Source organism: Actibacterium sp. (genome assembly GCF_055134745.1).
The window spans coordinates 26,342-48,982 of record NZ_JBSRVX010000003.1; the positions used below are offsets into that span (position 1 = coordinate 26,342).

20 protein-coding genes and 1 pseudogene are annotated in these 22,641 nt (G+C 63.2%); 8 read left to right on the plus strand and 13 right to left on the minus strand.

Annotated elements, in window-relative coordinates; translation table 11 throughout:
* Nucleotides 1–58: 58 nt before the first annotated feature.
* Entirely contained in the window at nucleotides 59–481 is a 423-nt protein-coding gene (ndk, locus tag ACTCHC_RS00665; RefSeq protein ID WP_463020515.1) for a nucleoside-diphosphate kinase, read from the minus strand.
* A 118-nt stretch (nucleotides 482–599) separates the two neighbouring features.
* On the opposite strand from ndk, the gene ACTCHC_RS00670 reads away from it, so the two are divergent.
* On the plus strand, nucleotides 600–2,447 hold the full coding sequence (locus tag ACTCHC_RS00670; RefSeq protein WP_463020516.1) for an ABC-F family ATP-binding cassette domain-containing protein: 1,848 nt from the start codon (nucleotides 600–602) through the stop codon (nucleotides 2,445–2,447).
* Nucleotides 2,448–2,574: 127 nt separating this feature from the next.
* The gene (locus ACTCHC_RS00675; RefSeq protein WP_463020517.1) at nucleotides 2,575–3,156 is read left to right on the plus strand and encodes a retropepsin-like aspartic protease family protein; all 582 of its coding nucleotides are present in this window, start codon (nucleotides 2,575–2,577) and stop codon (nucleotides 3,154–3,156) included.
* A gap of 9 nt (nucleotides 3,157–3,165) precedes the next feature.
* Here ACTCHC_RS00675 and ACTCHC_RS00680 read toward each other — a convergent pair whose 3' ends face one another.
* Nucleotides 3,166–4,341 carry a phosphoglycerate kinase gene (locus ACTCHC_RS00680; protein ID WP_463020518.1) on the minus strand — a complete coding sequence of 392 codons (1,176 nt, stop codon included), beginning with the start codon at nucleotides 4,339–4,341 and terminating at the stop codon, nucleotides 3,166–3,168.
* Between the two features lie 140 nt (nucleotides 4,342–4,481).
* Here ACTCHC_RS00680 and ACTCHC_RS00685 point away from each other — a divergent pair, with 140 nt between their 5' ends.
* The 3 genes from ACTCHC_RS00685 (at nucleotide 4,482) to ACTCHC_RS00695 (ending at nucleotide 6,899) form a co-directional block, all read left to right on the plus strand.
* Nucleotides 4,482–4,988: a peptidylprolyl isomerase gene (locus ACTCHC_RS00685; protein WP_463020519.1), complete on the plus strand. Its 507-nt coding sequence runs from the start codon at nucleotides 4,482–4,484 to the stop codon at nucleotides 4,986–4,988.
* Nucleotides 4,981–5,526 carry a peptidylprolyl isomerase gene (locus tag ACTCHC_RS00690; protein ID WP_463020520.1) on the plus strand — a complete coding sequence of 182 codons (546 nt, stop codon included), beginning with the start codon at nucleotides 4,981–4,983 and terminating at the stop codon, nucleotides 5,524–5,526. The genes ACTCHC_RS00685 and ACTCHC_RS00690 overlap by 8 nt, the downstream gene beginning before the upstream one ends.
* Before the next feature lie 107 nt (nucleotides 5,527–5,633).
* The gene (locus ACTCHC_RS00695; protein WP_463020521.1) at nucleotides 5,634–6,899 is read left to right on the plus strand and encodes a VPLPA-CTERM sorting domain-containing protein; all 1,266 of its coding nucleotides are present in this window, start codon (nucleotides 5,634–5,636) and stop codon (nucleotides 6,897–6,899) included.
* Nucleotides 6,900–6,955: 56 nt separating this feature from the next.
* On the opposite strand, the gene tyrS is transcribed toward ACTCHC_RS00695, so the two are convergent.
* Entirely contained in the window at nucleotides 6,956–8,209 is a 1,254-nt protein-coding gene (gene tyrS / locus ACTCHC_RS00700) for a tyrosine--tRNA ligase (protein WP_463020522.1), read from the minus strand.
* A 66-nt stretch (nucleotides 8,210–8,275) separates the two neighbouring features.
* On the opposite strand from tyrS, the gene ACTCHC_RS00705 reads away from it, so the two are divergent.
* Together ACTCHC_RS00705 and ACTCHC_RS00710 are read left to right on the plus strand one after the other, a co-directional pair.
* A complete protein-coding gene (locus ACTCHC_RS00705; protein WP_463020523.1) occupies nucleotides 8,276–9,379 on the plus strand; it encodes an anhydro-N-acetylmuramic acid kinase in 1,104 nt (367 codons plus the stop codon).
* A 114-nt stretch (nucleotides 9,380–9,493) separates the two neighbouring features.
* Nucleotides 9,494–11,119: a GMC family oxidoreductase gene (locus ACTCHC_RS00710; protein ID WP_463020524.1), complete on the plus strand. Its 1,626-nt coding sequence runs from the start codon at nucleotides 9,494–9,496 to the stop codon at nucleotides 11,117–11,119.
* A gap of 4 nt (nucleotides 11,120–11,123) precedes the next feature.
* Here the strand turns inward: ACTCHC_RS00710 and ACTCHC_RS00715 are convergent, their stop codons facing one another.
* The 6 genes from ACTCHC_RS00715 to ACTCHC_RS00740 all read right to left on the minus strand — a co-directional run bounded on the left by ACTCHC_RS00715 (nucleotide 11,124) and on the right by ACTCHC_RS00740 (nucleotide 16,633).
* Entirely contained in the window at nucleotides 11,124–11,546 is a 423-nt protein-coding gene (locus ACTCHC_RS00715) for a cupin domain-containing protein (RefSeq protein WP_463020525.1), read from the minus strand.
* Nucleotides 11,547–11,552: 6 nt separating this feature from the next.
* Nucleotides 11,553–12,830, minus strand: a complete 1,278-nt coding sequence (eno, locus tag ACTCHC_RS00720) for a phosphopyruvate hydratase (protein ID WP_463020526.1) — start codon at nucleotides 12,828–12,830, stop codon at nucleotides 11,553–11,555.
* Nucleotides 12,831–12,871: 41 nt separating this feature from the next.
* Entirely contained in the window at nucleotides 12,872–13,747 is an 876-nt protein-coding gene (locus ACTCHC_RS00725) for a DMT family transporter (RefSeq protein ID WP_463020527.1), read from the minus strand.
* 168 nt (nucleotides 13,748–13,915) lie between these two features.
* Nucleotides 13,916–14,329, minus strand: coding sequence for a Fur family transcriptional regulator (locus ACTCHC_RS00730; RefSeq protein WP_463020528.1), 414 nt, complete (start codon nucleotides 14,327–14,329; stop codon nucleotides 13,916–13,918).
* 71 nt (nucleotides 14,330–14,400) lie between these two features.
* A complete protein-coding gene (locus ACTCHC_RS00735; RefSeq protein ID WP_463020529.1) occupies nucleotides 14,401–15,360 on the minus strand; it encodes a zinc transporter ZntB in 960 nt (319 codons plus the stop codon).
* Between the two features lie 10 nt (nucleotides 15,361–15,370).
* Complete coding sequence (locus ACTCHC_RS00740; protein ID WP_463020530.1) at nucleotides 15,371–16,633, minus strand: cation:proton antiporter; 1,263 nt, start codon at nucleotides 16,631–16,633, stop codon at nucleotides 15,371–15,373.
* 93 nt (nucleotides 16,634–16,726) lie between these two features.
* On the opposite strand from ACTCHC_RS00740, the gene ACTCHC_RS00745 reads away from it, so the two are divergent.
* The gene (locus ACTCHC_RS00745) at nucleotides 16,727–17,635 is read left to right on the plus strand and encodes a DMT family transporter (RefSeq protein ID WP_463020531.1); all 909 of its coding nucleotides are present in this window, start codon (nucleotides 16,727–16,729) and stop codon (nucleotides 17,633–17,635) included.
* Here ACTCHC_RS00745 and ACTCHC_RS00750 read toward each other — a convergent pair.
* The 4 genes and pseudogenes from ACTCHC_RS00750 to xth all read right to left on the minus strand — a co-directional run bounded on the left by ACTCHC_RS00750 (nucleotide 17,620) and on the right by xth (nucleotide 21,960).
* Nucleotides 17,620–19,046: pseudogene (locus ACTCHC_RS00750) on the minus strand (protein adenylyltransferase SelO). The gene ACTCHC_RS00745 and the pseudogene ACTCHC_RS00750 overlap by 16 nt on opposite strands.
* Nucleotides 19,047–19,148: 102 nt before the next feature.
* Complete coding sequence (locus ACTCHC_RS00755; RefSeq protein WP_463020532.1) at nucleotides 19,149–20,156, minus strand: Fe(3+) ABC transporter substrate-binding protein; 1,008 nt, start codon at nucleotides 20,154–20,156, stop codon at nucleotides 19,149–19,151.
* Between the two features lie 69 nt (nucleotides 20,157–20,225).
* The gene (mazG, locus tag ACTCHC_RS00760; RefSeq protein ID WP_463020533.1) at nucleotides 20,226–21,041 is read right to left on the minus strand and encodes a nucleoside triphosphate pyrophosphohydrolase; all 816 of its coding nucleotides are present in this window, start codon (nucleotides 21,039–21,041) and stop codon (nucleotides 20,226–20,228) included.
* A 139-nt stretch (nucleotides 21,042–21,180) separates the two neighbouring features.
* Nucleotides 21,181–21,960: an exodeoxyribonuclease III gene (gene xth / locus ACTCHC_RS00765; protein ID WP_463020534.1), complete on the minus strand. Its 780-nt coding sequence runs from the start codon at nucleotides 21,958–21,960 to the stop codon at nucleotides 21,181–21,183.
* Nucleotides 21,961–22,641 lie beyond the last annotated feature (681 nt).

The following is a 22,641-nucleotide window of genomic DNA, read 5'->3' on the forward strand; positions in this document are numbered from 1 at the left end:
GGGTATTTTGGCAAGGATAAACGGGGGCTGCCGCAGGGTGGACAGCCCCCGGGCGGGATCAGCCGACCAGTTCGAGGCCTGCGAAGAAATAGGCGATCTCGACCGCCGCGGTTTCGGGCGCATCCGAACCGTGAACCGAGTTTTCGCCGATCGACAGCGCGAATTCCTTGCGGATCGTGCCCGGCGCGGCATCGGCGGGGTTGGTGGCGCCCATCACGTCGCGGTTCTTTGCCACGGCGTTTTCGCCTTCCAGCACCTGAACCACGATCGGTTCCGAGGCCATGAATTCGCACAGCTCGTCATAAAAGGGGCGTTCCTTGTGAACGGCGTAGAAAACGCCTGCCTGGGCCTTGGTCAGGTGGATACGCTTTTGCGCGACGATGCGCAGGCCGGCTGCTTCCAGCTTGGCGTTGATCGCGCCGGTCAGGTTGCGGCGGGTGGCGTCGGGCTTTATGATGCTGAAGGTGCGCTGAAGGGTCATGTCGGTGTTTTCCTGTCTGGTGCCGCATCGCGGCGAATGTCGCGGGTCTGCTAGCATGGGGGCGCGGCGTTGAAAAGCCGCGATTGACGGCGCTGCCGCATTGCGGCACACCGCGCCCATGCTCAAAATCAGCGATATCAGTTACTCTGTCGAAGGCCGTCCCCTGTTTGAGGGGGCATCGGCCACTATTCCCACCGGCCACAAGGTCGGCCTGATCGGACGCAACGGCGCGGGCAAGACCACGCTCTTTCGCCTGATCCGGGGCGAATTGGCGCTGGAGGGCGGCACGATCACCCTGCCCGCCCGCGCCCGCATCGGTGGCGTAGCCCAAGAGGTGCCATCCTCGGGCACAAGCCTGATCGACACGGTTCTGGCCGCCGATACCGAACGCGCCGCCCTGCTGGTTGAGGCCGAGACCGCGACCGATCCGCACCGGATCGCCGAGATACAGCATCGGCTGACGGATATTGATGCCTGGTCGGCCGAAGGGCGCGCGGCGTCCATCCTGAAGGGTCTGGGGTTTGACGACGACAAACAGACCATGCCCTGTTCGGCGTTTTCGGGTGGCTGGCGGATGCGCGTGGCGCTGGCCGCCGTGCTGTTCGCCCAGCCCGATTATCTGTTGCTGGACGAACCGACCAACTATCTGGATCTGGAAGGCGCGCTGTGGCTTGAGGCCTATCTGGCGCGCTATCCCCATACCGTGCTGATCATCAGCCACGACCGGGCGTTGCTGAACCGGGCGGTGGGCGCGATCCTGCATCTGGAAAACCGGCAGTTGACCTTCTATCAGGGCCCCTATGACCAGTTCGCGCGCCAGCGTGCCGAACAGCGGGCGGTTCTGGCCGCGCAGGCGAAAAAGCAAAGCCTGCAGCGCGCGCATCTGCAAAGTTTCGTGGACCGGTTCAAGGCCAAGGCATCCAAGGCCAAGCAGGCGCAAAGCCGGGTCAAGATGCTGGAAAAGATGACGCCGATCACCGCGCCCGAAGACGTGGCGCGCACGGTCTTCACCTTTCCCGAACCCGAGGAACTGTCGCCCCCCATCATCGCCTGCGAAGGCGTGGCGGTGGGCTATGGCGACCGCGCGGTGCTGCATAATCTCGATCTGCGCATCGATCAGGACGACCGGATCGCGCTGCTGGGGCGCAATGGCGAAGGCAAATCGACCCTGTCCAAGATGCTGTCGGGCCGGTTGCCGGTGATGGCCGGTAAAATGGTGACATCGAGCAAGCTGCGGATCGGATTTTTCGCCCAGCATCAGGTGGACGAGCTTTATATCGACGAAACCCCGCTGCAGCATATGCTGCGCGTGCGCCCCGCCGAGGGGCAGTCGAAACTGCGCGCACGGCTGGCCAGTTTCGGCCTTGGCCCCGATCAGGCCGAAACCGTGGTGGGCCGCCTGTCGGGCGGGCAAAAGGCGCGGCTGTCGCTTTTGCTGGCCACCATCGACGCCCCGCATCTGCTGATCCTGGACGAACCCACCAACCACCTCGATATCGAAAGCCGCGAGGCGCTGGTCGAGGCGCTGACCGCCTATTCGGGCGCTGTCATCCTGGTCAGCCATGACATGCATCTGCTGAGCCTGGTCGCCGACCGGCTGTGGCTGGTGCAGGGCGGGCGGGTGACGCCCTTCGAGGATGATCTGGAGGCCTATCGCAAGCTGTTGCTGACCCCCGACAAGCCGGAAAAGCCGAGCACCCCGGTGGTCAAGCCCAAGCCCGTCAGCCGCGAGAACATGCAGGCCCTGCGCGCCGAGCTGCGCAAATGCGAAGAGCGGCTGGAAAAGCTGAATCAGATGCGCGACAAGCTGGCCAAGAAACTGGCCGACCCAAACCTGTATGAACCCGAAAAACTGGGTGAGGCGCAGGTCTGGCAGAAGAAATACGCCGAAGTGATGGAGGCCCTGGACCGGGCCGAGGCGATGTGGCTGTCGGCCAGCGAAAAGCTGGAAAAAGCGGTGGCCTGATCACGTGTCGGGTGCCTGGATCGGGCCGCAGGGCGCGAACGCGCTGACCGTGCGGGGCCGTTTTTGACAATCAGACCCTGCCAATGCCGCAAGGAGTGCCTACATTGGGATCAGGAATGGGCCCAGGATGACCGGCGACCAGATTGCACAACTGATCTATCTTGTCTTGCTGACCAGCGCGGTTGGCGGATTCTTCATCATGCAAAACCGCCGCAATATGGGCCGCATGGCCCAACAGGCCGCCATATGGGGGTTTATCTTTCTGGGGGTGATCGCCGGTGTCGGGCTGTGGGGCGATATCCGCAGCACGGTGGCGCCGCGTCAGGCGGTTTTTGCCGATCAGGGCCGGATCGAGGTGCCGCGTGCGCCCGACGGGCATTATTACCTGACGCTGTCGATCAACGATGTGCCCGTGCGCTTTGTCGTCGATACCGGCGCATCCGATCTGGTACTAAGCCGGGCCGATGCCGCCCGGGTGGGCATCGACGCGGGTACACTGGCGTTTTCGGGGCAGGCCAATACGGCAAATGGCGTGGTGCGCACCGCCCGTGTGCGTCTGAACAGCGTGCAGGCCGGGCCGCTGCGTGACAATGATATCGCCGCCTGGGTCAGTGGCGGCGATATGGACAGCTCCTTGCTGGGCATGGCCTATCTGGGGCGTTTTCAGCGGCTGGAAATCAGCAATGGCAAGATGATCCTGACCCGTTAATGCCGGGTCTTATCCCAGTGCCGCCACGCCGGGCAGGGTCTTGCCCTCCATCCATTCCAGAAAGGCACCGCCGGCGGTCGAGATATAGGTGAAATCATCCGCCGCACCCGCGACGTTCAGCGCCGCGACCGTATCGCCGCCACCGGCGACCGAGATCAGCTTGCCCGCCTTTGTCAGCGCCGCCGCCATTGCGGCCGCCGCATTGGTGGCCGCGTCAAAGGGCGGAATTTCAAAGGCGCCCAGCGGGCCGTTCCAGATCAGCGTCCTGCAGGTGGCGAAGACCTGTTCGATCTGGGCGACCGTGGCCGGGCCTGCGTCCAGGATCATCGCATCCGCCGGGCAGGCATTGGCAGGCACGGTTTCGTTTGCCGCACCCGCCTTGAATTCACGCGCCACGACCACATCGACGGGCAGCACGATCCGGCATCCGGCGGCTTGCGCCTTGGCCATGATCTCAACCGCTGTGCCGGTCATGTCATGTTCGGCCAGCGATTTGCCCACGTCGATGCCCTGGGCGGCCAGAAACGTATTGGCCATGCCGCCGCCGATCACCAGATAATCGACCTTGCCCACCAGATTGCCCAGCAGGTCCAGCTTGGTGGATACCTTGGCCCCGCCCACAACGGCGGCCACGGGGCGTTGCGGTTTGCCAAGGGCCGCTTCCAGCGCCCCCAACTCCTCGGCCATCAGCCGACCGGCGCAGGAGGGCAGCCGGTGCGCCACCCCTTCGGTCGAGGCATGGGCACGATGCGCCGCCGAAAACGCGTCGTTCACATAGATATCGCCAAGGCTGGCCAGAAAATCGGCGATGGCGGGGTCGTTCTTTTCTTCGCCGGGGGCAAAGCGGGTGTTTTCGACCAGAACAACGGTGTTCTGCGGCAAGGCATCCAAGTCTGCCCGGCTGGGCCGTTCGACAAATTCGACTGACCGCCCCAGCGCCGCCTCAAGCACGGGCAGGGTGACGCGCAGCGACATTTCGGGCACGACCTTGCCCTTGGGCCGGTCGAAATGCGCCAGCAGGACCGGTTTGCCGCCCTTGGCCAGAATGTCGGTCACGGTGGGCACGATCCGTTCGATCCGGGTCGCGTCGGTGACACGCCCATCTTCGACCGGCACGTTGATATCGACGCGCACCAGCACCGTCTTGCCGTTCATCTCCATTTCGTCCAGCGTTTTCCAGCCCATGGTCAAATCCTCTGCGTATCGGTTCGGCGTTCATAGACCGCAAGCACACAAAGGCGTCAACAGCCGAGACGCGCTTGACCCTTTTCATCGGCGCGCGCGCGCACTAGGGTCCGGCCAAATTATTGCAAAAGGAGCCCCCGATGGCCGAGATCAAAGACCCCGAAAACACCATCCTGATGGAACTGAAAGGCGGCACCGTCACGATCGAACTGCTGCCCGCCGTGGCGCCCAAACATGTCGAACGGATGAAGGAACTGGCCCGCGCCGGCGCCTATGACAATGTGGTGTTCCACCGGGTGATCGACGGGTTCATGGCCCAGACCGGCGATGTCGCCAATGGCAATGCCGAAAAGGATTTCAACCTGCGCCGCGCCGGAACCGGCGGATCGGACCTGCCGGACCTGCCGGCGGAATTTTCCAAACTGCCGCATGATCGTGGCACCATTGGCGCTGCGCGGTCGCAAAACCCCAATTCGGCCAACAGCCAGTTCTTCATCAACTTTTCGGATAACAACTTTCTGAACGGACAATATACCGTTTACGGGCGCGTTGTTTCCGGAATGGAACATGTCGACGCGATCACCCGCGGCGAGCCCCCCGCGAACCCCGACCGCATGATCAGCGTCAAGGTGGCCGCCGATGCGTAAGCTTGCGCTGCTGTTTGCGGTGCTGGCCAGCCCGGCACTGGCCACGACGTTGCAGATTGATGTGCAGGGGCAGGCCAATGGCCGTATCACCATTGACTTGCTGGATGATGTGGCCCCCGCGCATGTCGCCCGCATCACCCAACTGGCCCGCGCCGGGGCCTATGACAATGTGGTGTTTCACAGGGTCATTCCCGGTTTCATGGCTCAGACCGGCGATGTGGAATTCGGCAAGCTGGGCAGCGACATGCGCCTGGCGGGTCGGAGCGGATCGGACAAGCCCGATCTGAAGGCCGAATTTTCCGACATCCCGTTTGAACGCGGCGTGGTCGGCATGGCCCGGTCGAACGATCCGGATTCGGCCAACAGCCAGTTCTTCATCATGTTCGCCTCAAAACCGCATCTCAACGGGCAATACACCGTTGTCGGGCGGGTGACTGACGGCATGGATGTGGTCGACGCCATCAAGAAAGGTCAGGGCGAAAGCGGTGCCGTTATCGGTGCGCCGGATGTCATGACCAAGGTGACGGTCGGCGACTAACGCCACCATGGAAACCGACTGTTTCATTCCTTTGAACAGTCGGTTTCAAGAAACTGTTATGCAAAGCCCCTAGAACGAACGGGAAATCAGATTTCCCGGGGGCTTTCATGACACGTCTTGTTCTTCTTTCCGCAGTCAGCGCGCTGCCGCTGCTGGTGACACCGGCCTTTGCCGCCTGCGCGCCCGATTCGCCCGTCAGCGGTGCCTTCGTGCTGTGCACGGCCACCGATACCGACGGCTTCGATTTCGACACCCTGAACGACATCAACCTGACGGTGATCGCGGGTGCCAGCGTCACCAACAGCGGCGAGGCCGTGAAAACCGCCGATTATCTGACCCTGCTGAACCTTGGAGTGATCGAAAGCACCGGCGATGATGCGGTGCAAACCGATAACGGGCTGACCCTGACCAATGCGGGCACGATCAACAGCCTGGCCAAGGATGGCGTGAATGCGGGTGACGATGCGATGGTGCTGAACCTTGGCACCATCACCGGCCTGGACGAAGGTGTGCAGGGCGGCAACAACCTGACCGTCACCAATTCCGGCACGATCATCGGCCAGGACGAGGGCGTGACCGGCGATGATGGATTTACGCTGACCAATCTTGCCGGCGGCGTGATCCAGGCCAATGACGATGCGGTGCAGATCGCCAATGGCGCGCGGATCTATAATTCGGGCCTGATCGAGAATATCGGCACCGACCTGTCCGATCCGCAGGATGCCGTCGACATCGATTCCGGCGAGGTCTGGAATTTCGCCACCGGCACCATCCTGTCGACGCTGGATGCAGCCATTGATTTCGACAGCGGAGAAACCGGCGGCGGCATCGTTCAGAACTTTGGCAAGGTGTCGGGCACGATCGGCGTTCTGGTCGATCCGGGCAATCTGTCGGCGCAGGATGTCACGAACCATGCAGGGGCGTTTCTGGAAGGCACCTCGGGCATCGCGGTCGATCTGGCGGGGGGCAATGACAGCCTGACCCTGTTTGCGGGTTCGACCATGCTGGGTGGCGCGCTGATGGGCGATGGCGATGATACGCTGGCGCTGAACGGATCGGCCTTTGGCCAGATCGCGGGCGGTGCGCTGCTGGACGGCGGGGCGGATACCGACACCGTGACCTTCACCGATTACCTTTTCGCGGATATCACCAAGGTCAGCGTTGATGACACCGGCATACTGGGGCTGAGCTTGGCAAACAGCCTGGGATCGGCGCAGTTGAACCTGTTCGGCTGGGAAATCTTCACCTTCGGCGATGGCAGCTATGCGCTGGCCGATATCACCGCGCTGGCCCCGGTGCCGCTGCCGGCGGGCGTGCTGCTGCTGGGGGGGGCGCTGGCCGGTCTGGGCCTGATGCGCCGACGCCGCGGCTGATTTTCAAGAACCAGGTGATTTAAGCCAGCCCGTCCCCAACCCCGGGGGCGGGTTTTTCATTCGGCCAGCACGACCAGCGCATGGCGTTTCCTGCCCGCGCTCAGCTTGATCGGCTGCGCCAGATCGCTGGCCCCGATCATCAGGGCGGCATCGGTCAGCGGCGCGTCGTTCAGGCGTGCGCCATTCTCGGCGATCAGACGCTTGGCATCCTTGCCCGATTTGGCCAGCCCGGCGCGGGTCAGCACCTGAACGATGGAAATGCCATCGGCAAGCTCGGCCGCACTTAACGTCAGGGTGGGCAGATCGTCGCCCGTGCCGCCATTTTCGAACACCTCGCGCGCGGTGGCCTCGGCGGCCTCGGCGGCGGCGCGGCCATGGGCCAGGGTGGTGACCTCATTCGCCAGAATGATCTTGGCGGCGTTGATGTCTGATCCGGCCAGCGCGCCCAGACGGTCACATTCCTCCAGCGGCAATTCGGTATACAGTTTCAGGAACCGGCCCACATCGGCATCGGTGGTGTTGCGCCAGAACTGCCAGAATTCGTAAGGCGACAGCATGTCGGCATTCAGCCAGACCGCGCCATCGGCACTTTTGCCCATCTTCTTGCCATCGCTGGTGGTCAGAAGCGGCGAGGTCAGCCCGAACACATGGGTGTCCAGCACCCGGCGCGTCAGGTCGATCCCGTTCACGATATTGCCCCACTGATCCGATCCGCCCATCTGCAACAGGCAGCCATAGCGGCGGTTCAGCTCCATGAAATCATAGGCCTGAAGGATCATGTAGTTGAATTCAAGGAAGCTCAGCGATTGTTCACGGTCCAGCCGCGACTTGACGGATTCGAACGACAGCATCCTGTTGACGCTGAAATGCCGCCCGATATCGCGCAGGAATTCCAGATAATTCAGACCATCCAGCCATTCGGCATTGTTGACCATCACCGCATCGGTCTTGTCATCGCCAAACTGAACATAATTGGTGAAAACCCGTTTGATCCCGTCGATATTGGCGTCGATCTGGGCGGGCGTCAGCAACGGGCGTTCATCGGCGCGAAAGCTGGGATCGCCTACCTTGGTGGTGCCGCCGCCCATCAGCACGATCGGCTTGCCACCGGTCTTTTGCAACCAGCGCAGCATCATGATCTGGATCAGGCTGCCCACATGCAGCGATTTCGCCGTGGCATCGAACCCGATATAGCCCGGCATCGCGCCCGCCATCAAGGCATCGTCCAGCCCCTGATAATCGGTGCAATCGGCAAGGAAGCCGCGGTTCATCATCACGCGCAGGAATTCCGATTTGGGCTGATAGGTCATAAGGTCTTGTCCGCAGTCAGGGATTTGGCCAGAGATATACCGAGGCAGTCACGGAAGGGAAAGGCCATGTTGCGCACGGGGCCTGTCACGGCGCTGGGAACGATGTCGGGCACTTCGCTGGACGGGGTGGACGCGGCGGTCGTCATCACCGATGGCGAAACGATTTTCGAATTCGGCGACAGCGCCTATCGGCCCTACAGCGCGGCCGAGCGCCAGGTGATCGCCGCCGCCCTTGGCCGCTGGCCCGGTCAGGAGGGGGTCGAGGCCGCCGCCGAAGTGGTCGAGACCGCCCATGCCGAAGTATTGTCGCGGTTTTCCGGCATTGATCTGGTCGGCTTCCACGGCCAGACGCTGGCCCATGATCCGGGCCGAGGCCGCACGCATCAGGCCGGTGACGGCGATGTTCTGGCCCATGCGCTGGGCCTGCCGGTGATCTGGGATTTCCGCAGTTCCGACATGCAGATGGGCGGGCAGGGCGCGCCGCTGGCCCCGTTTTTTCACTTTGCCTGCGCACAGTGGATCGGGGCCGCCGCGCCGGTTGTGTTTGTTAATCTGGGCGGGGTTGGCAATCTGACCTGGGTCAACCCGGCGCATATATCCCCCGATGCGCCCGGGGCTTTGCTGGCGTTTGATACCGGCCCGGCCAACGCGCCGCTGAACGATCTGATGCAGGCGCGCCGCGGCATGGCGTTTGACCGCGACGCCGCGCTGGCCGCCCAGGGCGCCGTGAACGAAGATCTGGTGCAAGAGGTGTTGCAGCGATCCTATTTCATGAAAATGCCGCCCAAGTCGCTGGACCGCGACGATTTTGCCGATGTTCTGGGCCTGGTGGCGGATTATTCCGACGCTGATGCTGCGGCGACACTGACCGCGCTGGCCGCCGCCTCGGTGGCACGCGGGCTGGAACATTGTCCCGAACACCCGGCGCAATTGCTGGTCACGGGCGGCGGGCGCAAGAACCCGCTGATGATGGAGATGCTGATCGAACGCTGCGGCCTGCCCGCCCGACAGGTCGAGGCCGTGGGCCTGAACGGCGACATGCTGGAGGCACAGGCCTTTGCCTTTCTGGCGGTGCGGGTGCTGGCCGGGCTGCCGACCAGCGCACCGGGCACCACGGGCGTGGGGGCGGCCATCGGTGGCGGGCGAGTCAGCCGCCCGTCGGCGCAATAATCGGACCATTTGACGCAGGTTCGCGCATTTTTCCACCGCGCCCCCTTGGCCCGCCGCGCCCCACATCGTAAAGCGGATAGAACCGCCCTCGGCGGACATGGAGAGGAGTCCAGCATGTCACAGGAAGAATTCGATTTCATCGTCGTCGGGGCGGGGTCCGCGGGATGCGTTGCCGCCAACCGTCTGTCGGCCGATCCCAAGGTGCGGGTCGCCCTGATCGAGGCTGGCGAAAGCGATCGCAAGTTTCCCCTGAAGCTGAAGACCATGCTGCCTTTCGGCAATATCTTCGTGCTGCCCGATGCGCGCTATAACTGGAGCTACAAGTTCGATGCCTCGGAGGCGGTGAAGGGGCGCGAGATCGGCTGCCCGCGCGGGCGATTGATGGGCGGATGCAGTTCGCTGAACGGAGCTGTCTATAACCGCGGCCATGCCAGCGACTATGACGACTGGGAGGCGCAGGGCCTGGAAGGCTGGGGCTATTCCGAAGTTCTGCGCGCCTTCAAGGCGCATGAAAACTGGCAGGGGCCGAACAGCCAGTTCCACTCCACGGGGGGAGAGCTGGACGTGACCCTTCCCCGTTCGCCCAATCCGATTTCCTTGGCCTTCATCAAGGCAGCCGAACAGGCCGGTTATCCGCTGACCGACGATTTCAACGGTGCCCAGCAAGAGGGTTTCGGGTTTTACCATGTGAACCAGAAACGCGGCATTCGTCAGTCAACGTCGCGGGCGTTCATCGACCCGGTTCTGAACCGCCCGAACCTGAAGGTGTTCGACCGCACGATGGTCGACAGGATCGAAATAACCGATGGGGCCGTAACCGGCCTGCGGCTGAAACGGGATGGGCAAACCTTCGGGCTGCGCGTGCGGCGCGAAGTCATCCTGTCGGGTGGGACGATCAATTCGCCGCAATTGCTGATGTTGTCGGGGATCGGCCCCAAGGAAGAACTGCGCAAGCATGGCATTGACGTTGTCGTTGATCTGCCGGGCGTGGGGCAGAACCTGCAAGACCATCCCAGCGTCGGTCTGGCCATGACCGATCCGTCACATGAAAGCATGGCGTTGAACATGCGGGCTCTGCCCAAGATCGGTATCGCCGGTGCCCAGTATATGCTGACACGCAACGGCATGTTCAGCTCGAACGCCTCAGAGGCCGGGGGGTATCTGCGGACCTTGCCGGGCCAGACGCGGCCGGATGTGCAGATGACATTGCTGATCGGCCTGAAAACCAGTGCCGACCGCCTGCCCAATGAACATGGAATCGTGCTGCATTCCAACATCTGCCGCCCCGAAAGCCGGGGTCGGGTCTATCTGAAATCGGCTTCGGGGAATGACAAGCCGGGCATTTATTCCGGGTTCCTGACCTCTGATGACGATCTCCAGACCCTGGTGCGCGCGCTGAAGGCCGGGCGTAATATCCTTTCACAACCCGCATTCGCGCGCCATCGCGGAACAGAGCTGACACCCGGCCCGGCCCGGGTCAGCGACGAAGATCTTGCCCTGACCGTGCGCGAAAACCTGGCCACGCTGTATCATCCGGTGGGCACCTGCAAGATGGGGGTCGCCACGGACAAGACGGCCGTTGTCGACAACAAGTTGCGGGTCATGGGCGTGCGCGGCTTGCGTGTCGCCGATGCCTCGGTGATTCCGCGCATCATGGGCGCCAATACCAGCGCGCCCTCGATGATGATCGGCGAGCGGGTCGCGGCATTCGCGATGGAAGACGCAATGGCGATGGCGTGACCGGTCAGCGCGGGATGTCAAAATCCGGCGCGGCCATTTCAAACCCGTCAAAGGTAAAGCCCGGCGAAACGGTGCAGCCCACCAGCGCATAGTCGCCCGTGGGCTCTGCCATTTGCCAGTGACGGGCCGGCACGACGATCTGCGGCGCCTGACCCGCACCCAGATCGGGGCCAAGGATATGATCCCGCGCAGGGCCGGTTTCGCTGGCCGACAGGCGCAGCAACAGCGGATCCCCCGCATAGAAATGCCAGATCTCGGCGGCATCGACCCGGTGCCAATGGCTGCGCTGGCCCCGTTCCAGCAGGTAATAGATACAGGTGCCAGGCGGGCGGCCATCAGGTCCGTCTGCCACCCAGGTCTGGCGATACCACCCGCCTTCGGGATGCGGTGCAAGGTTCAGGCGGGCGATAAGGTCGGCGGGCGTCATGGCAATTCACCCCTTCAGGATGCTCCGCCCGGCATATTCCGCCGTCTCGCCCAGCATTTCCTCGATCCGGATCAACTGGTTGTATTTCGCCAGCCGGTCAGAGCGCGACAGCGATCCGGTCTTGATCTGCCCGCAATTGGTGGCCACGGCCAGATCGGCGATGGTGGCATCCTCGGTCTCGCCCGAACGATGGCTCATCACATTGGTGTAACGCGCGCGGTGCGCCATATCGACGGCGGCAAGGGTTTCGGTCAGCGTGCCGATCTGGTTGACCTTGACCAGCATCGAATTGGCCACGCCGCGCTTGATGCCATCGGCCAGACGCGCGGGGTTGGTCACGAACAGATCATCGCCCACCAGTTGCACCTTTGCCCCCAGCGCATCGGTCAACAGCTTCCATCCGTCCCAGTCATCCTCGGAACAGCCATCCTCGATGCTGATGATCGGGTAATCGGCGCAAAGGGCCGCCAGATAGGCGACGTTTTCGGCGGCACTCAGCGATTTGCCTTCGCCCGTCATTTCATACTTGCCGCCCCGGTAATATTCGGTCGCGGCGCAATCCAGCGCCAGATAGATATCCTTGCCCGGTTTATACCCGGCCTTTTCGATGGATTTCAGAATGAAATCCAGCGCTTCGCGGCTGGAGGACAGGTTCGGGGCAAAGCCGCCCTCATCGCCGATACCGGTATTGTGGCCGGCGGCATGCAGTTCCTTTTTCAGGGTATGAAACACCTCGGACCCCATGCGCACCGCATCGCGGATGTCATGGGCGGCCACCGGCATGATCATGAATTCCTGAATGTCGATCGGGTTGTCGGCATGTTCGCCGCCATTGATGATGTTCATCATCGGCACCGGCAGCACACGGGCGGATGTGCCGCCGATATAACGATAAAGCGGCTGCGCGGTGAAATCGGCGGCGGCCTTGGCACAGGCCAGCGACACGCCCAGAATGGCATTGGCGCCCAGCCGGCCCTTGTTATGGGTGCCGTCCATTTCGATCATCGTGGCGTCGATTGCCATCTGTTCGGTGACATCAAAGCCCACCAGCCCCTCGGCCAGTTCGCCATTGACGGCCGCCACCGCCCCCAGCACGCCCTTGCCCAGATAGCGCGCCTTGTCGCCGTCACGTTTTTCCACCGCCTCATGCGCGCCGGTCGAGGCGCCCGAGGGCACGGCGGCGCGGCCCATGGTGCCGTCCTCCAGAATGACATCCACCTCGACGGTCGGGTTGCCCCGGCTGTCCAGAATTTCACGGCCGATAATGTCGATGATGGTGCTCATGGAATGATCCTGTCTTGCTGAAATCCGAAATTTGCGCCCTTCTAGCGCCCCTTTGCGCGCGAGGAAAGAGCACGCTGCCGCGCGAATGTATAAAGCCCCGACCCGATGATCACCGCCCCGCCCAGCAGGGTCAGCGCGTCGGGATGTTCGCCAAAGGCCAGCACACCCACCGCCAGCGCGAATAGCAGCCGCACGTAACGAAATGGCGTCACGACCGAAACTTCGCCGGCGCGCATCGCCTCGACGATGCCGTAATAACCCAGAACCCCCATCGCCAGCGCCCCGGCCATTTGCGCCCATGCCGCGCCGTCCATCGCAACGGCGTCCGGGCCGAACAGAACCATCGCGGCCCCCAGCGGGATCAGCGCCGCAAAGCCATAGGATGACAACTGGAACGAACTCATCCGGCGCGGGGCGGTGCGGGTGGCCAGATCGCGCAGCGCCAGCCCCATCACCCCCAGAACCGCAAACAGCGATGCGGGCTGAAACCCCTCCAGCCCCGGGCGCAGGATGATCACCACCCCGGCAAAGCCCACCAGGATCGCGCCCCAGCGCCGCCAGCCCACCTTTTCGCCCATGAACAGGGCTGCCCCCAGCACCACCACCAGCGGCGTGGCCTGCAAGATCGCCGAAGCGCTTGATATGGGCGTGCGGGCCAGCGCGCTGACAATGCCGAAGGTGCCCATCATTTCCCCCAGCGCCCGCAACAGGACCGGCCGGGCCAGCGCATCGCGCGAGATCAGCCGATCACCGCGCCGCAAGGCGGGCAGGGCGAAGACCACCGCGCCGCCAATGCCCAGCATCAGCAGGATCTGACCGATCGGAAGGGTCGCGCTCAGCCGCTTGATGAACATGTCCTCAAGCGAAAAGAACGCCATAGAGGCGATCATCATCAAAATGCCACGCAGATTGCCCATTCGCCCGCCCGAAAATCCTGCCCCCGCCTATCCCCGTCACGTGCGGCGCGAAAGCAAAAAGCGCCTTGCCCCATCACCTTGGCGCAAATACTCGCCCGCGGCAGCGCACCGAGCGCCCGCAAGGGCGCGAGACATGGCAATGGCCCGCGCCAGCGGGCCGCGATCGGATCAGCGTTTCTTCAGGGGCACGCCATACAGTTCCAGCCGATGCCCCTTCAGCCGATACCCCAGCCGCGCGGCGATCTTGTCCTGCAGGGCTTCGATCTCTTCGTCGAAAAACTCGATCACCTCGCCGGAATTCATGTCGATCAGATGGTCGTGATGCTCTCGGTCGGCATCCTCATAGCGCGCGCGCCCGTCGCCGAATTCCAGCTTGTCCAGAATCCCGGCCTCTTCGAACAGCTTGACGGTGCGATACACGGTTGCAATCGAAATGCGGGGATCCACGGCGGTGGCGCGGGCATACAGCTCCTCGACATCGGGGTGGTCGTCGCTGTCTTGCAGGACCCGCCCGATGACGCGGCGTTGTTCGGTCATGCGCAGGCCCTTGGCTTCGCAGCGTTCGATGATTGTGTCTGCCATCCTGGGCCTCATATCGTGCTTTGCGCGTCCTAGCGCAGCCGGGGTGAAAACGGAACCTTAAAACGGCAGCCTCAGAACCAGCGCAGCCAGCGGAACACAAGATACAGAACCACCCCGATCAGCGCGGTCACGCCGCTCAGCACGGCAAAGGCCGGGGTCCATGTCAGGCCCGGCATTCCGGCCACGTTGACGCCGAACAACCCGGTCAACAGGGTCAGCGGCAGGAAGATCGCCGCCACCACCGACAGCACATAGCCATTGCGCCCGATCCGCGCCGTGTGTTCCGCATAAAGATGTTCCTGCAAGGCTGCCAGACGGGCGGAAATGGCGTCCAGCTCCTCGACGCTGCGGGTGGCGCGGTTTGCGGTTTCGGCCAGCAATTGCTGATCGCCGCGCGCCACAAAGGGCAGATCGACCGCCGCCAGCCGCATCAGCGCCTCGCGCTGGGGCCAGACATAGCGACGCAGGCGGATCACGGTGCGCCGCGTGGCCGCCAGCCGGTCGGCCTCGGCTGCGGATTGATCGAATATGGCCTCTTCCAGCGCGTCGGTGTCATCCTCCAGCCGCACGGATACCTCTTCCAGCCGGTCCATCAGCTTTTCGGTCAACCGTTCCAGAAAATCACCGGGATCTGCGGGGGCATCGCCTGCGGCAGCCTCGGTGCGCAGGGTTTCCAATGCGAAAACACGCCGTTTGCGCACCGTCACCACCAGTTGATCGGTGGCCCAGATCCGCAGGCTGACCATATCCTCGATCTCGTCGCCGGGGTTCATGTTGATGGCGCGCAGGTTCAGGATCAGCCCGGTGCCATGCACATCGCAGCGTGGCCGGGTTTCGGCCTGCAACAGGGCCGCGGCGGCAACCGGCGGCAGATGCGCATCGGCCCAGTCGGGCAGGGCGGGGCTGGTCAGATCCAGATGCAGCCAGCGAAACAGGGCCCCCGGTTCGGGCGTGGCGCCGGGATCGGGATCAGGCAGCGCCCGCACGACGCCACCGGGCAGCACATCACAGGCGAAAAGCGGCTCCAGCATGATCGTTCTCCTACATCAGGCCCGGCTCGCGGCCCAGGCGGCGGGCCAGCGGCGCGATGGTCAGCCCTTGCACGATGATCGAGAAAACCACCACCACATAGGTCGCCGTCAGGATCAGCGGTTTCCATTCGCCGGTGGGCAAGGCCAGGGCCAGTGCGACGGAAATGCCGCCCTTCAGGCCGCCCCATGTCATGATAGGAATCACATCGCGGCCAAAGCTGCGGAACGGGCGCAACATCAGGATCGGCACGGCCACGGCCAGCAACCGCGCCACCAGCCCCAGGATAACGGCAAAAACGGCCGCCCAGACATAGGACATATCGAAGGCCACCGCGAAAACCTCGATCCCGATCAGCAGGAACAGGATCGCGTTCAGGATCTCGTCCACCATGCTCCAGAACGCGTTGACATAGTTGCGGGTGATCTCGCTCATCCCGTATTTCATGCCGACATCGCCGATCATCAGCCCGGCCACAACCGCCATGATCGGGGCCGATACATGCAGCCCGATGGCCAGTTCATAGCCGCCAAAAGCCAGCGCAAGGGTGATCAGCACCTCTAGCGCGTAATCGTCGATCCGGCGCATCACCCGGAAGGTCAGCCAGCCCAGAACTGCCCCCAGCGCCGCCCCGCCAAAGGCTTCCTGCGCGAACAGTGCCAGCGCATCCAGCGTGGCATTGTCAGAGGCGTGATCGGAACCATGCCCGCCTGCGCCAAAGGCCAGCCCGATCAGGATCAGATAGACGACATAGGCCACCCCGTCATTGAACAGGCTTTCCCCGGCAATCTTGGTTTCCAGCGATTTGCGCAGATTGGCCGCGCGCAGCACCCCCAGAACCGCAACCGGATCGGTCGGCGAAATGATCGCGCCAAACACCAGCGCCACCAGCAGCGGCATGCCGGTCATCCAGCTGAACCCGACCCCGACCACAGCCACCGACAGCGCCACGCCGATGGTGGCCATCAACAGCACCACCCATGCCTGGGCGCGCAAATCGTCCATCTTGACATGCAGCGCCCCGGCAAACAGCAACAGCCCCAGCATCCCTTCCAGCAGCGCGTCGGAAAAGTCGATCTCCAGCACCATGGCGCGCAGGGTGGCCGACAGGCCCAGATGCGGAAAGGCCAGATCGGTCAGCATGGCGGCGGCAGAGGCCAGCAGCGCCACGATCAGGATGCCGATGGATTGGGGCAGGCGCAGGAAAAAGTAATTCAGACAGCCAAAGCCCGCAGCCAGCACGATCAGCAACGACGCGATCTGAAGAATTGTCATCGGCTGCGGCCCTTTCGTCTGCCCTGCCTTGCTCTAGCATGGCTTGACAGTCCGGGCGAGAGTGCAAAGGGTGAGCCAGGGACAGGGGGGATCATGGCGCGCAAAGATCATATGGACGCGATCGGCGCGGCGGCGCTGGTCCTGTTTTCGGCCGTATACGGGTTCAATCAGGTTGTCATCAAGGTTGTGAATGCGGGCTTTCAGCCGGTGTTCTTTGCCTGCCTGCGCTCGATCGGGGCGGTGTTCTGCATCTGGGCCTGGATGCGGTTTCGCGGTTATCCCATCACGGTGACGCGCGACACGATCCTGCCCGGGATCGCGGTGGGCGCGCTGTTCGCGGTGCAGTTCATCTTTCTGTTCGTCGCGCTGGACATGACGACCGTGACACGTTCGTCGGTGCTGTATTATTCGATGCCGCTCTGGCTGACGCTGGCGGCGCATTTCATGCTGGCGGGGGATCAGATCAGCCTGCGCAAGGTGGCGGGGCTGATCGCGGCCTTTGGCGGCGTGGCCTGGGCGCTGTTTGATCGGGCCAGCCCGGGCGGGCAGGCCAATCTGCTGGGGGATATCTTTGCGCTGGCCGCGGCGATCTGCTGGGCGGTGATGATCATCATCCTGCGGGTCAGTCGCCTGAACCGGGTTCGCCCGGAAATGCAACTGATGTGGGAGGTGGCGATATCGGTGCCGATCCTGATGGTGGCCGCGCCGTTCTTTGGCCCGTTCATCCGTGACTTGCAGCCCGTTCACCTTGCCGGGCTGGCCTTTCAGATCGTGGTGATTTCCAGCGCCGGGTTCATCTTCTGGCTGTGGCTTCTGACGATCTATCCCGCCTCGGGCGTGGCGAGTTTCAGCTTTCTGTCACCGCTGTTCGGGGTGATGTTTGGTTGGCTACTGCTGGACGAACATCTGGGCCGGGCGGTGATCGGCCCGCTGGTGCTGGTGGCGGTGGGTCTGGTGTTGATCAACCTGCCGGGCCGAAGGCCGGTTCAGGTGCCACAATAGGTTTTCGTGACCTGCTGTTCGGGGGTCGGCGGTGACATATAGCCGGCATTTTCAGGTTGCAACGCATAGGGTTGCGTGACGATCCTGAACAAATGTTCGAACGTCGTGAAATCGCCATTCACTGCATCGGCGATGGCTGCTTCGATGCGGTGATTGCGCGGGATATAGGCCGGATTGACCGATTGCATCTGTGCGGCGGCCGTGGTGCTGCCGCTGACGCGGGCTTGCCAATCTGCCTGCCATGCGTCGAAACCGGCGGCGGCGCGCAGGCCGGATATATCATGTTCATCAGAGAGTGAGCGGAAACTGTTGGTAAAATCCAAACCGTTGGCCGCGATTATATCCAGCAGGCGCTGGATCAGGTCGGTGTCCTGATCCACCGGCTGGGCGATTCCGATTTTCGCGCCAAACACCGCCAGCCATTCGCGTTTGAACAGATCTGGAAAATCATCCAGAACCGCCGTGGCGGCGGCGATTGCGGCATTCCGGTCGGGTCCCATCAGCGGCAACAGCGCGCTGGCCAGTTGCGCCAGGTTCCACAGCATGATGTCGGCCTGCCGGTTATAGGCATAACGCCCGCCGCGGTCGATCGAGCTGAACACGGTTCCGGCGTCATACTGATCCATGAAGGCACAAGGCCCATAATCAATCGTTTCACCCGAAATCGACGTGTTGTCGGTATTCATCACCCCAAGATGAATCCCACGCCCATCCAGCGGGCCACCAGTCGCGCCTGCGCGCCCATCACGGCGCGCAACAACCCCAGCGCCCCCTCGGCCGTGGGATAGTGGCGGGCAATGGCATGGTCGGTCAGGTGCTGCAGCGCGTCGATATCGCCACGTGCGGCGAAATACTGGAACGTGCCGACCCGGATATGGCTGGCGGCGACGCGGGTCAGCACCGCACCGGGCAGGGCGGTTTCGCGAAACACCTGTTCGCCGGTTGCCACGGCCGCCAGGGCGCGTGTGGTGGGGATACCCATGGCATGCATCGCCTCGGACACCAGATATTCCCGCAAGACCGGCCCCAGCCAGGCCCGCCCGTCGCCCCCGCGCGAAAACGGGGTGCGGCCTGCGCCTTTCAGATGGATGTCGCGGCGCTGGCCCGCTGTGTCAATCACTTCGCCCAGCAGCACCGCGCGCCCGTCGCCCAGTTGCGGCACCCAGCCACCAAACTGATGCCCCGCATAGGCCTGCGCCAGCGGAGTGGCGCCCTGTGGCACCAGATTGCCCGCCAGCATCGCGATGCCGTCGGGGCTGCGCAGCGCGTCGGGGTCCAGCCCCAGTTCGCGCGCCAGCCCGTCATTGAGGGCGATCAGACGCGGTGCACGCACCGGGGTCGGCGCCTGCGCGGCAAAGAACCGGTCGGGCAGGCGGGCATAGGAATTGTCAAAGGCGATATGCAATGTCATCCCCCTTATATAGCGACGATACCGGGGTTTTGCAGGGGCAAAGACAACGCCCGCCGAATGGTCCGGCGGGCGTATGAAAGGCAATCTGGCAATCCGCCGGGATCAGCCGTCGAAATTGACCTCTTCGACAAGGCGAAGCGCGACGGGCTGGTTCTTGGCCAGTGCGGTCAGGTCAATGGGGTCGGGTGTGGGGATGCCCCAGCCGGCCACCAGATCAGAGGGCTTGCTGTCAAGCGCGACAGGGTATTCGTAATTGACCTGGGCATAGATTTCCTGCGCATGCGGCGAAGACAGGAATTCCATCAGCTTGATCGCTTCGTCGCGATGCGGTGCGGCCTTGGTCAGCGCCATGCCCGAGATGTTCATATGCGTGCCGCCATCTTCGAAGGTGGGGAACAGCACATTGACGGAATTGGCCCATTCGGCCTGTTCGGGATCGGCCAACATCTGGCCCATGTAATAGGTATTGCCCAGGCTGATATCGCATTGTCCGGCCCAGATCGCCTTGACCTGTGCGCGGTCATTGCCTTCGGGTTTGCGCGCCAGATTGGCCTTGACGCCTTCCAGCCAGGTTTTCACTTCGGCCTCGGTGTGATGTTCCAGCATCGCCGCGACCAGCGCCAGCGTATAGGAATGCGTGCCCGAACGGGTGCAGATACGCCCCTTCCATTTAGGGTCGGCAAGATCTTCATAGGTGGTGATCTCGGCGGTATCGACGCGTTCTTTCGAGGCATAGACGATCCGCGCGCGGCTGGTGACACCAAACCAGTGGTTGTCAGGGTCGCGGAACACGGCCGGAATGCGGTCGGCCAGGCTTGCATCGGCCAGGGGCTGGGTCACGCCGGCCTCTTCGGCCTCGACCAGACGGGCGACATCGGTCGTCAGGATCAGATCGGCGGGCGAGCGGTCACCCTCGGCCAGCAGACGCTCCACCATGCCCTTGTTCAGGAACACCATATTGGTGCTGATGCCGGTTTCGGCGGTAAAGGCGTCCAGCAGTGGCTGAATCAGGTCAGGCTGGCGATAAGAATAGATATTCACATCGGCCAGTGCCGGTGCGGCCCCTGCGCCAAGGGCTGCGGCGATGGTCATTTTGACAAGGACGTTCATGTTCGCTTCCTTCGGTTTTGATGGGGCACATAAAGCCGAGTCTTTTGGTCGGGTCAATACCTGAATTTATCAGTCAGGTTTTTCTGCCCGTTTCACCGCATCCCACAGCGCGTCCATTTCCGCCAGATCGCTGTCGGCGGGCGTCTTGCCCATGGCGGCCAGCCGGTCTTCTATGGCGGCAAAGCGGCGTTCGACCTTGGCATTGGTGCGGCGCAGGGCGGCCTCGGGGTCGACGCCCAGATGCCGGGCCAGATTGGCCATCACGAACAGCAGATCGCCGAATTCATCCTCGATCGCATCTGCCGACAGGCTGTTGCGGGCCTCGACAAGTTCGCGCGATTCTTCCACGATCTTGTCCAGCACATCGCCTGTATCGGCCCAGTCGAACCCGACCCGCGCCAGCCGTTTTTGCAGCTTGACCGCCCGCGTCAGGCCGGGCAGGCCACGCGCCACACCCTCCAGGGTGCGGCGCTCGCCCCTGGCGGTGCGTTCGGCGGCCTTTTGCGACTCCCAGTCGCGGGTCTGCTGGGCGGCGGTCTTGTCGCGGTTTTCGTCCCCGAACACATGCGGGTGGCGCGCGACCATCTTGTCGGAAATGGCATTAGCGACGCTGTCAAAGGTGAACAATCCGGCCTCGGTGCCCATCTGGGTGTGATAGACGGTCTGCAACAGCAGATCGCCCAATTCGCCCTCCAGATCGCGCCAGTCCTGCCGTTCGATCGCATCGGCGACCTCATAGGCCTCTTCGATCGTATAGGGGGCGATGCTGGCGAAATCCTGTTCGATATCCCAGGGACAGCCGGTTTGCGGGTCGCGCAAGCGGCGCATGATTTCCAGCAGGCGGGGCAGGCCGCCATCGGGGTCGTGGATCAGGGTGTCAGTCATGGTGATACCTTCCGCCTGCGGGTTCGACGGCGGTCAGGCGATCCGCCCGGCGGCACCGCCGGGCAGCGCCCGAACCGCCCCCACGGGGCGGGCGCTTTGCACCCACCCCTCGGTTCGGGCGCTGCCCTTGTCGCCGCTGTCATATGTCCATCTCGACCCAGACCGGCACATGGTCTGAAGGCTTGTCGCGGCCCCGGATATCCCTGTCGATCTGGCAATCGACCAACAGATCGGCGGCCTGCGGGGTCAGCAGCAGATGATCTATGCGGATGCCGTCATTGCGGTTCCAGGCCCCCGCCTGATAATCCCAGAACGAATAATGCCCCGGCCCGGGATTGCGCACCCGGAAGGCCTCGGTAAAACCCATGTTCAGGATACGGCGGAACGCCTCGCGGCTGGCCGGCATCCCCAGTGCATCGTTGCGCCACGCCTCGGGACGGGCGGCATCCTCATCCTGGGGAATGACGTTGTAGTCACCTGCCATCAGCGCCGGTTCCTCTGCCGTCATCAGCGCCTGTGCGCGGGCCTGCATCCGTTCCATCCAGGCCAGCTTGTAATCGTATTTCGGCCCCGGCGCGGGATTGCCATTGGGCAGATACAGCCCGCAAACGCGCAGCGCCCGCTTGCCGATCACAGTTGCCTCGATCCAGCGGGCCTGTTCATCCGTATCATCGCCGGGCAGGCCGCGCGTGACATCCTCCAGCGGCAGCTTCGACAGGATCGCAACGCCGTTGAACCCTTTTTGCCCATGGGTTTCAACATGATAGCCGCGATCTTCGAACAGGTCGCGGGGAAACCCCTCATCGACGGTCTTGATCTCCTGCAACAGCACGACATCGGGCGCGGCCTCGTCCAGCCAGTCAAGCAAGGCCTGCACCCGCGCCTTGATACCGTTGATGTTGAATGTCGCGATCTTCATGATGTCTCCCGGCTTGCTGCGGCCAGACTATCCCCGCCAAGGGGGCGAAAGTCCATGGGGCTGTGCGGACCGCGCCGGGCCGTTATTGGCCGCGTGGGGCAGAAAACGGTGCTACAATCTTGGTTCGGGGCAACATCGTGTTGCACTTGCCGCAAAAACGGGGGCACACAGCCCCAAAAGCGATGGAAGCGGAAGATGACCGGGCCTGAACACCCAGCAGACCATGGAAAACCAGACCTGATCCGGGCCGCCCGTCTGTCTGTGGCCCCGATGATGGATGGTAGCGATTTCGGTAGGATTTCAATGGTTTGAGCGACGTCGTGTGCAGCACATGTTCATGTTGTGATCGCGTGATATCGTGTCCCGTCGCACACTTTAGCAATCCGCCCTCGTGAGCCGGGTCCCGTGCAATGATGTGGACTGCTGGTGAACGGAATGGCTTCGCCTTCACGCTGGCCTGCTACGTGTTTACGCAAACGGAAAAACAGTGGCGTAGCTTGGGTGCGACGCGGCGCGGGCTTGCCCAAGCAAAGGACCACTCATTCTGCGTCGATGAGCACGGGCCTTCCATCCTCGCGCCATTCCGGCAGACCGCCTTCCAGTCGCCGCGCGTTGAGCCCGTGGCGGCGCAGCGTTGCGACGGCCTGGTGGGCGTAGACGCAGTAGGGGCCGCGGCAATAG

Bases quoted from the DNA above. Each gene is read 5' to 3' on its own strand.
- ndk (WP_463020515.1), bottom strand. From the start codon at position 481: ATGACCCTTCAGCGCACCTTCAGCATCATAAAGCCCGACGCCACCCGC.
- ACTCHC_RS00670 (WP_463020516.1), top strand. From the start codon at position 600: ATGCTCAAAATCAGCGATATCAGTTACTCTGTCGAAGGCCGTCCCCTG.
- ACTCHC_RS00675 (WP_463020517.1), top strand. From the start codon at position 2,575: ATGACCGGCGACCAGATTGCACAACTGATCTATCTTGTCTTGCTGACC.
- ACTCHC_RS00680 (WP_463020518.1), bottom strand. From the start codon at position 4,341: ATGGGCTGGAAAACGCTGGACGAAATGGAGATGAACGGCAAGACGGTG.
- ACTCHC_RS00685 (WP_463020519.1), top strand. From the start codon at position 4,482: ATGGCCGAGATCAAAGACCCCGAAAACACCATCCTGATGGAACTGAAA.
- ACTCHC_RS00690 (WP_463020520.1), top strand. From the start codon at position 4,981: ATGCGTAAGCTTGCGCTGCTGTTTGCGGTGCTGGCCAGCCCGGCACTG.
- ACTCHC_RS00695 (WP_463020521.1), top strand. From the start codon at position 5,634: ATGACACGTCTTGTTCTTCTTTCCGCAGTCAGCGCGCTGCCGCTGCTG.
- tyrS (WP_463020522.1), bottom strand. From the start codon at position 8,209: ATGACCTATCAGCCCAAATCGGAATTCCTGCGCGTGATGATGAACCGC.
- ACTCHC_RS00705 (WP_463020523.1), top strand. From the start codon at position 8,276: ATGTTGCGCACGGGGCCTGTCACGGCGCTGGGAACGATGTCGGGCACT.
- ACTCHC_RS00710 (WP_463020524.1), top strand. From the start codon at position 9,494: ATGTCACAGGAAGAATTCGATTTCATCGTCGTCGGGGCGGGGTCCGCG.
- ACTCHC_RS00715 (WP_463020525.1), bottom strand. From the start codon at position 11,546: ATGACGCCCGCCGACCTTATCGCCCGCCTGAACCTTGCACCGCATCCC.
- eno (WP_463020526.1), bottom strand. From the start codon at position 12,830: ATGAGCACCATCATCGACATTATCGGCCGTGAAATTCTGGACAGCCGG.
- ACTCHC_RS00725 (WP_463020527.1), bottom strand. From the start codon at position 13,747: ATGGGCAATCTGCGTGGCATTTTGATGATGATCGCCTCTATGGCGTTC.
- ACTCHC_RS00730 (WP_463020528.1), bottom strand. From the start codon at position 14,329: ATGGCAGACACAATCATCGAACGCTGCGAAGCCAAGGGCCTGCGCATG.
- ACTCHC_RS00735 (WP_463020529.1), bottom strand. From the start codon at position 15,360: ATGCTGGAGCCGCTTTTCGCCTGTGATGTGCTGCCCGGTGGCGTCGTG.
- ACTCHC_RS00740 (WP_463020530.1), bottom strand. From the start codon at position 16,633: ATGACAATTCTTCAGATCGCGTCGTTGCTGATCGTGCTGGCTGCGGGC.
- ACTCHC_RS00745 (WP_463020531.1), top strand. From the start codon at position 16,727: ATGGCGCGCAAAGATCATATGGACGCGATCGGCGCGGCGGCGCTGGTC.
- ACTCHC_RS00755 (WP_463020532.1), bottom strand. From the start codon at position 20,156: ATGAACGTCCTTGTCAAAATGACCATCGCCGCAGCCCTTGGCGCAGGG.
- mazG (WP_463020533.1), bottom strand. From the start codon at position 21,041: ATGACTGACACCCTGATCCACGACCCCGATGGCGGCCTGCCCCGCCTG.
- xth (WP_463020534.1), bottom strand. From the start codon at position 21,960: ATGAAGATCGCGACATTCAACATCAACGGTATCAAGGCGCGGGTGCAG.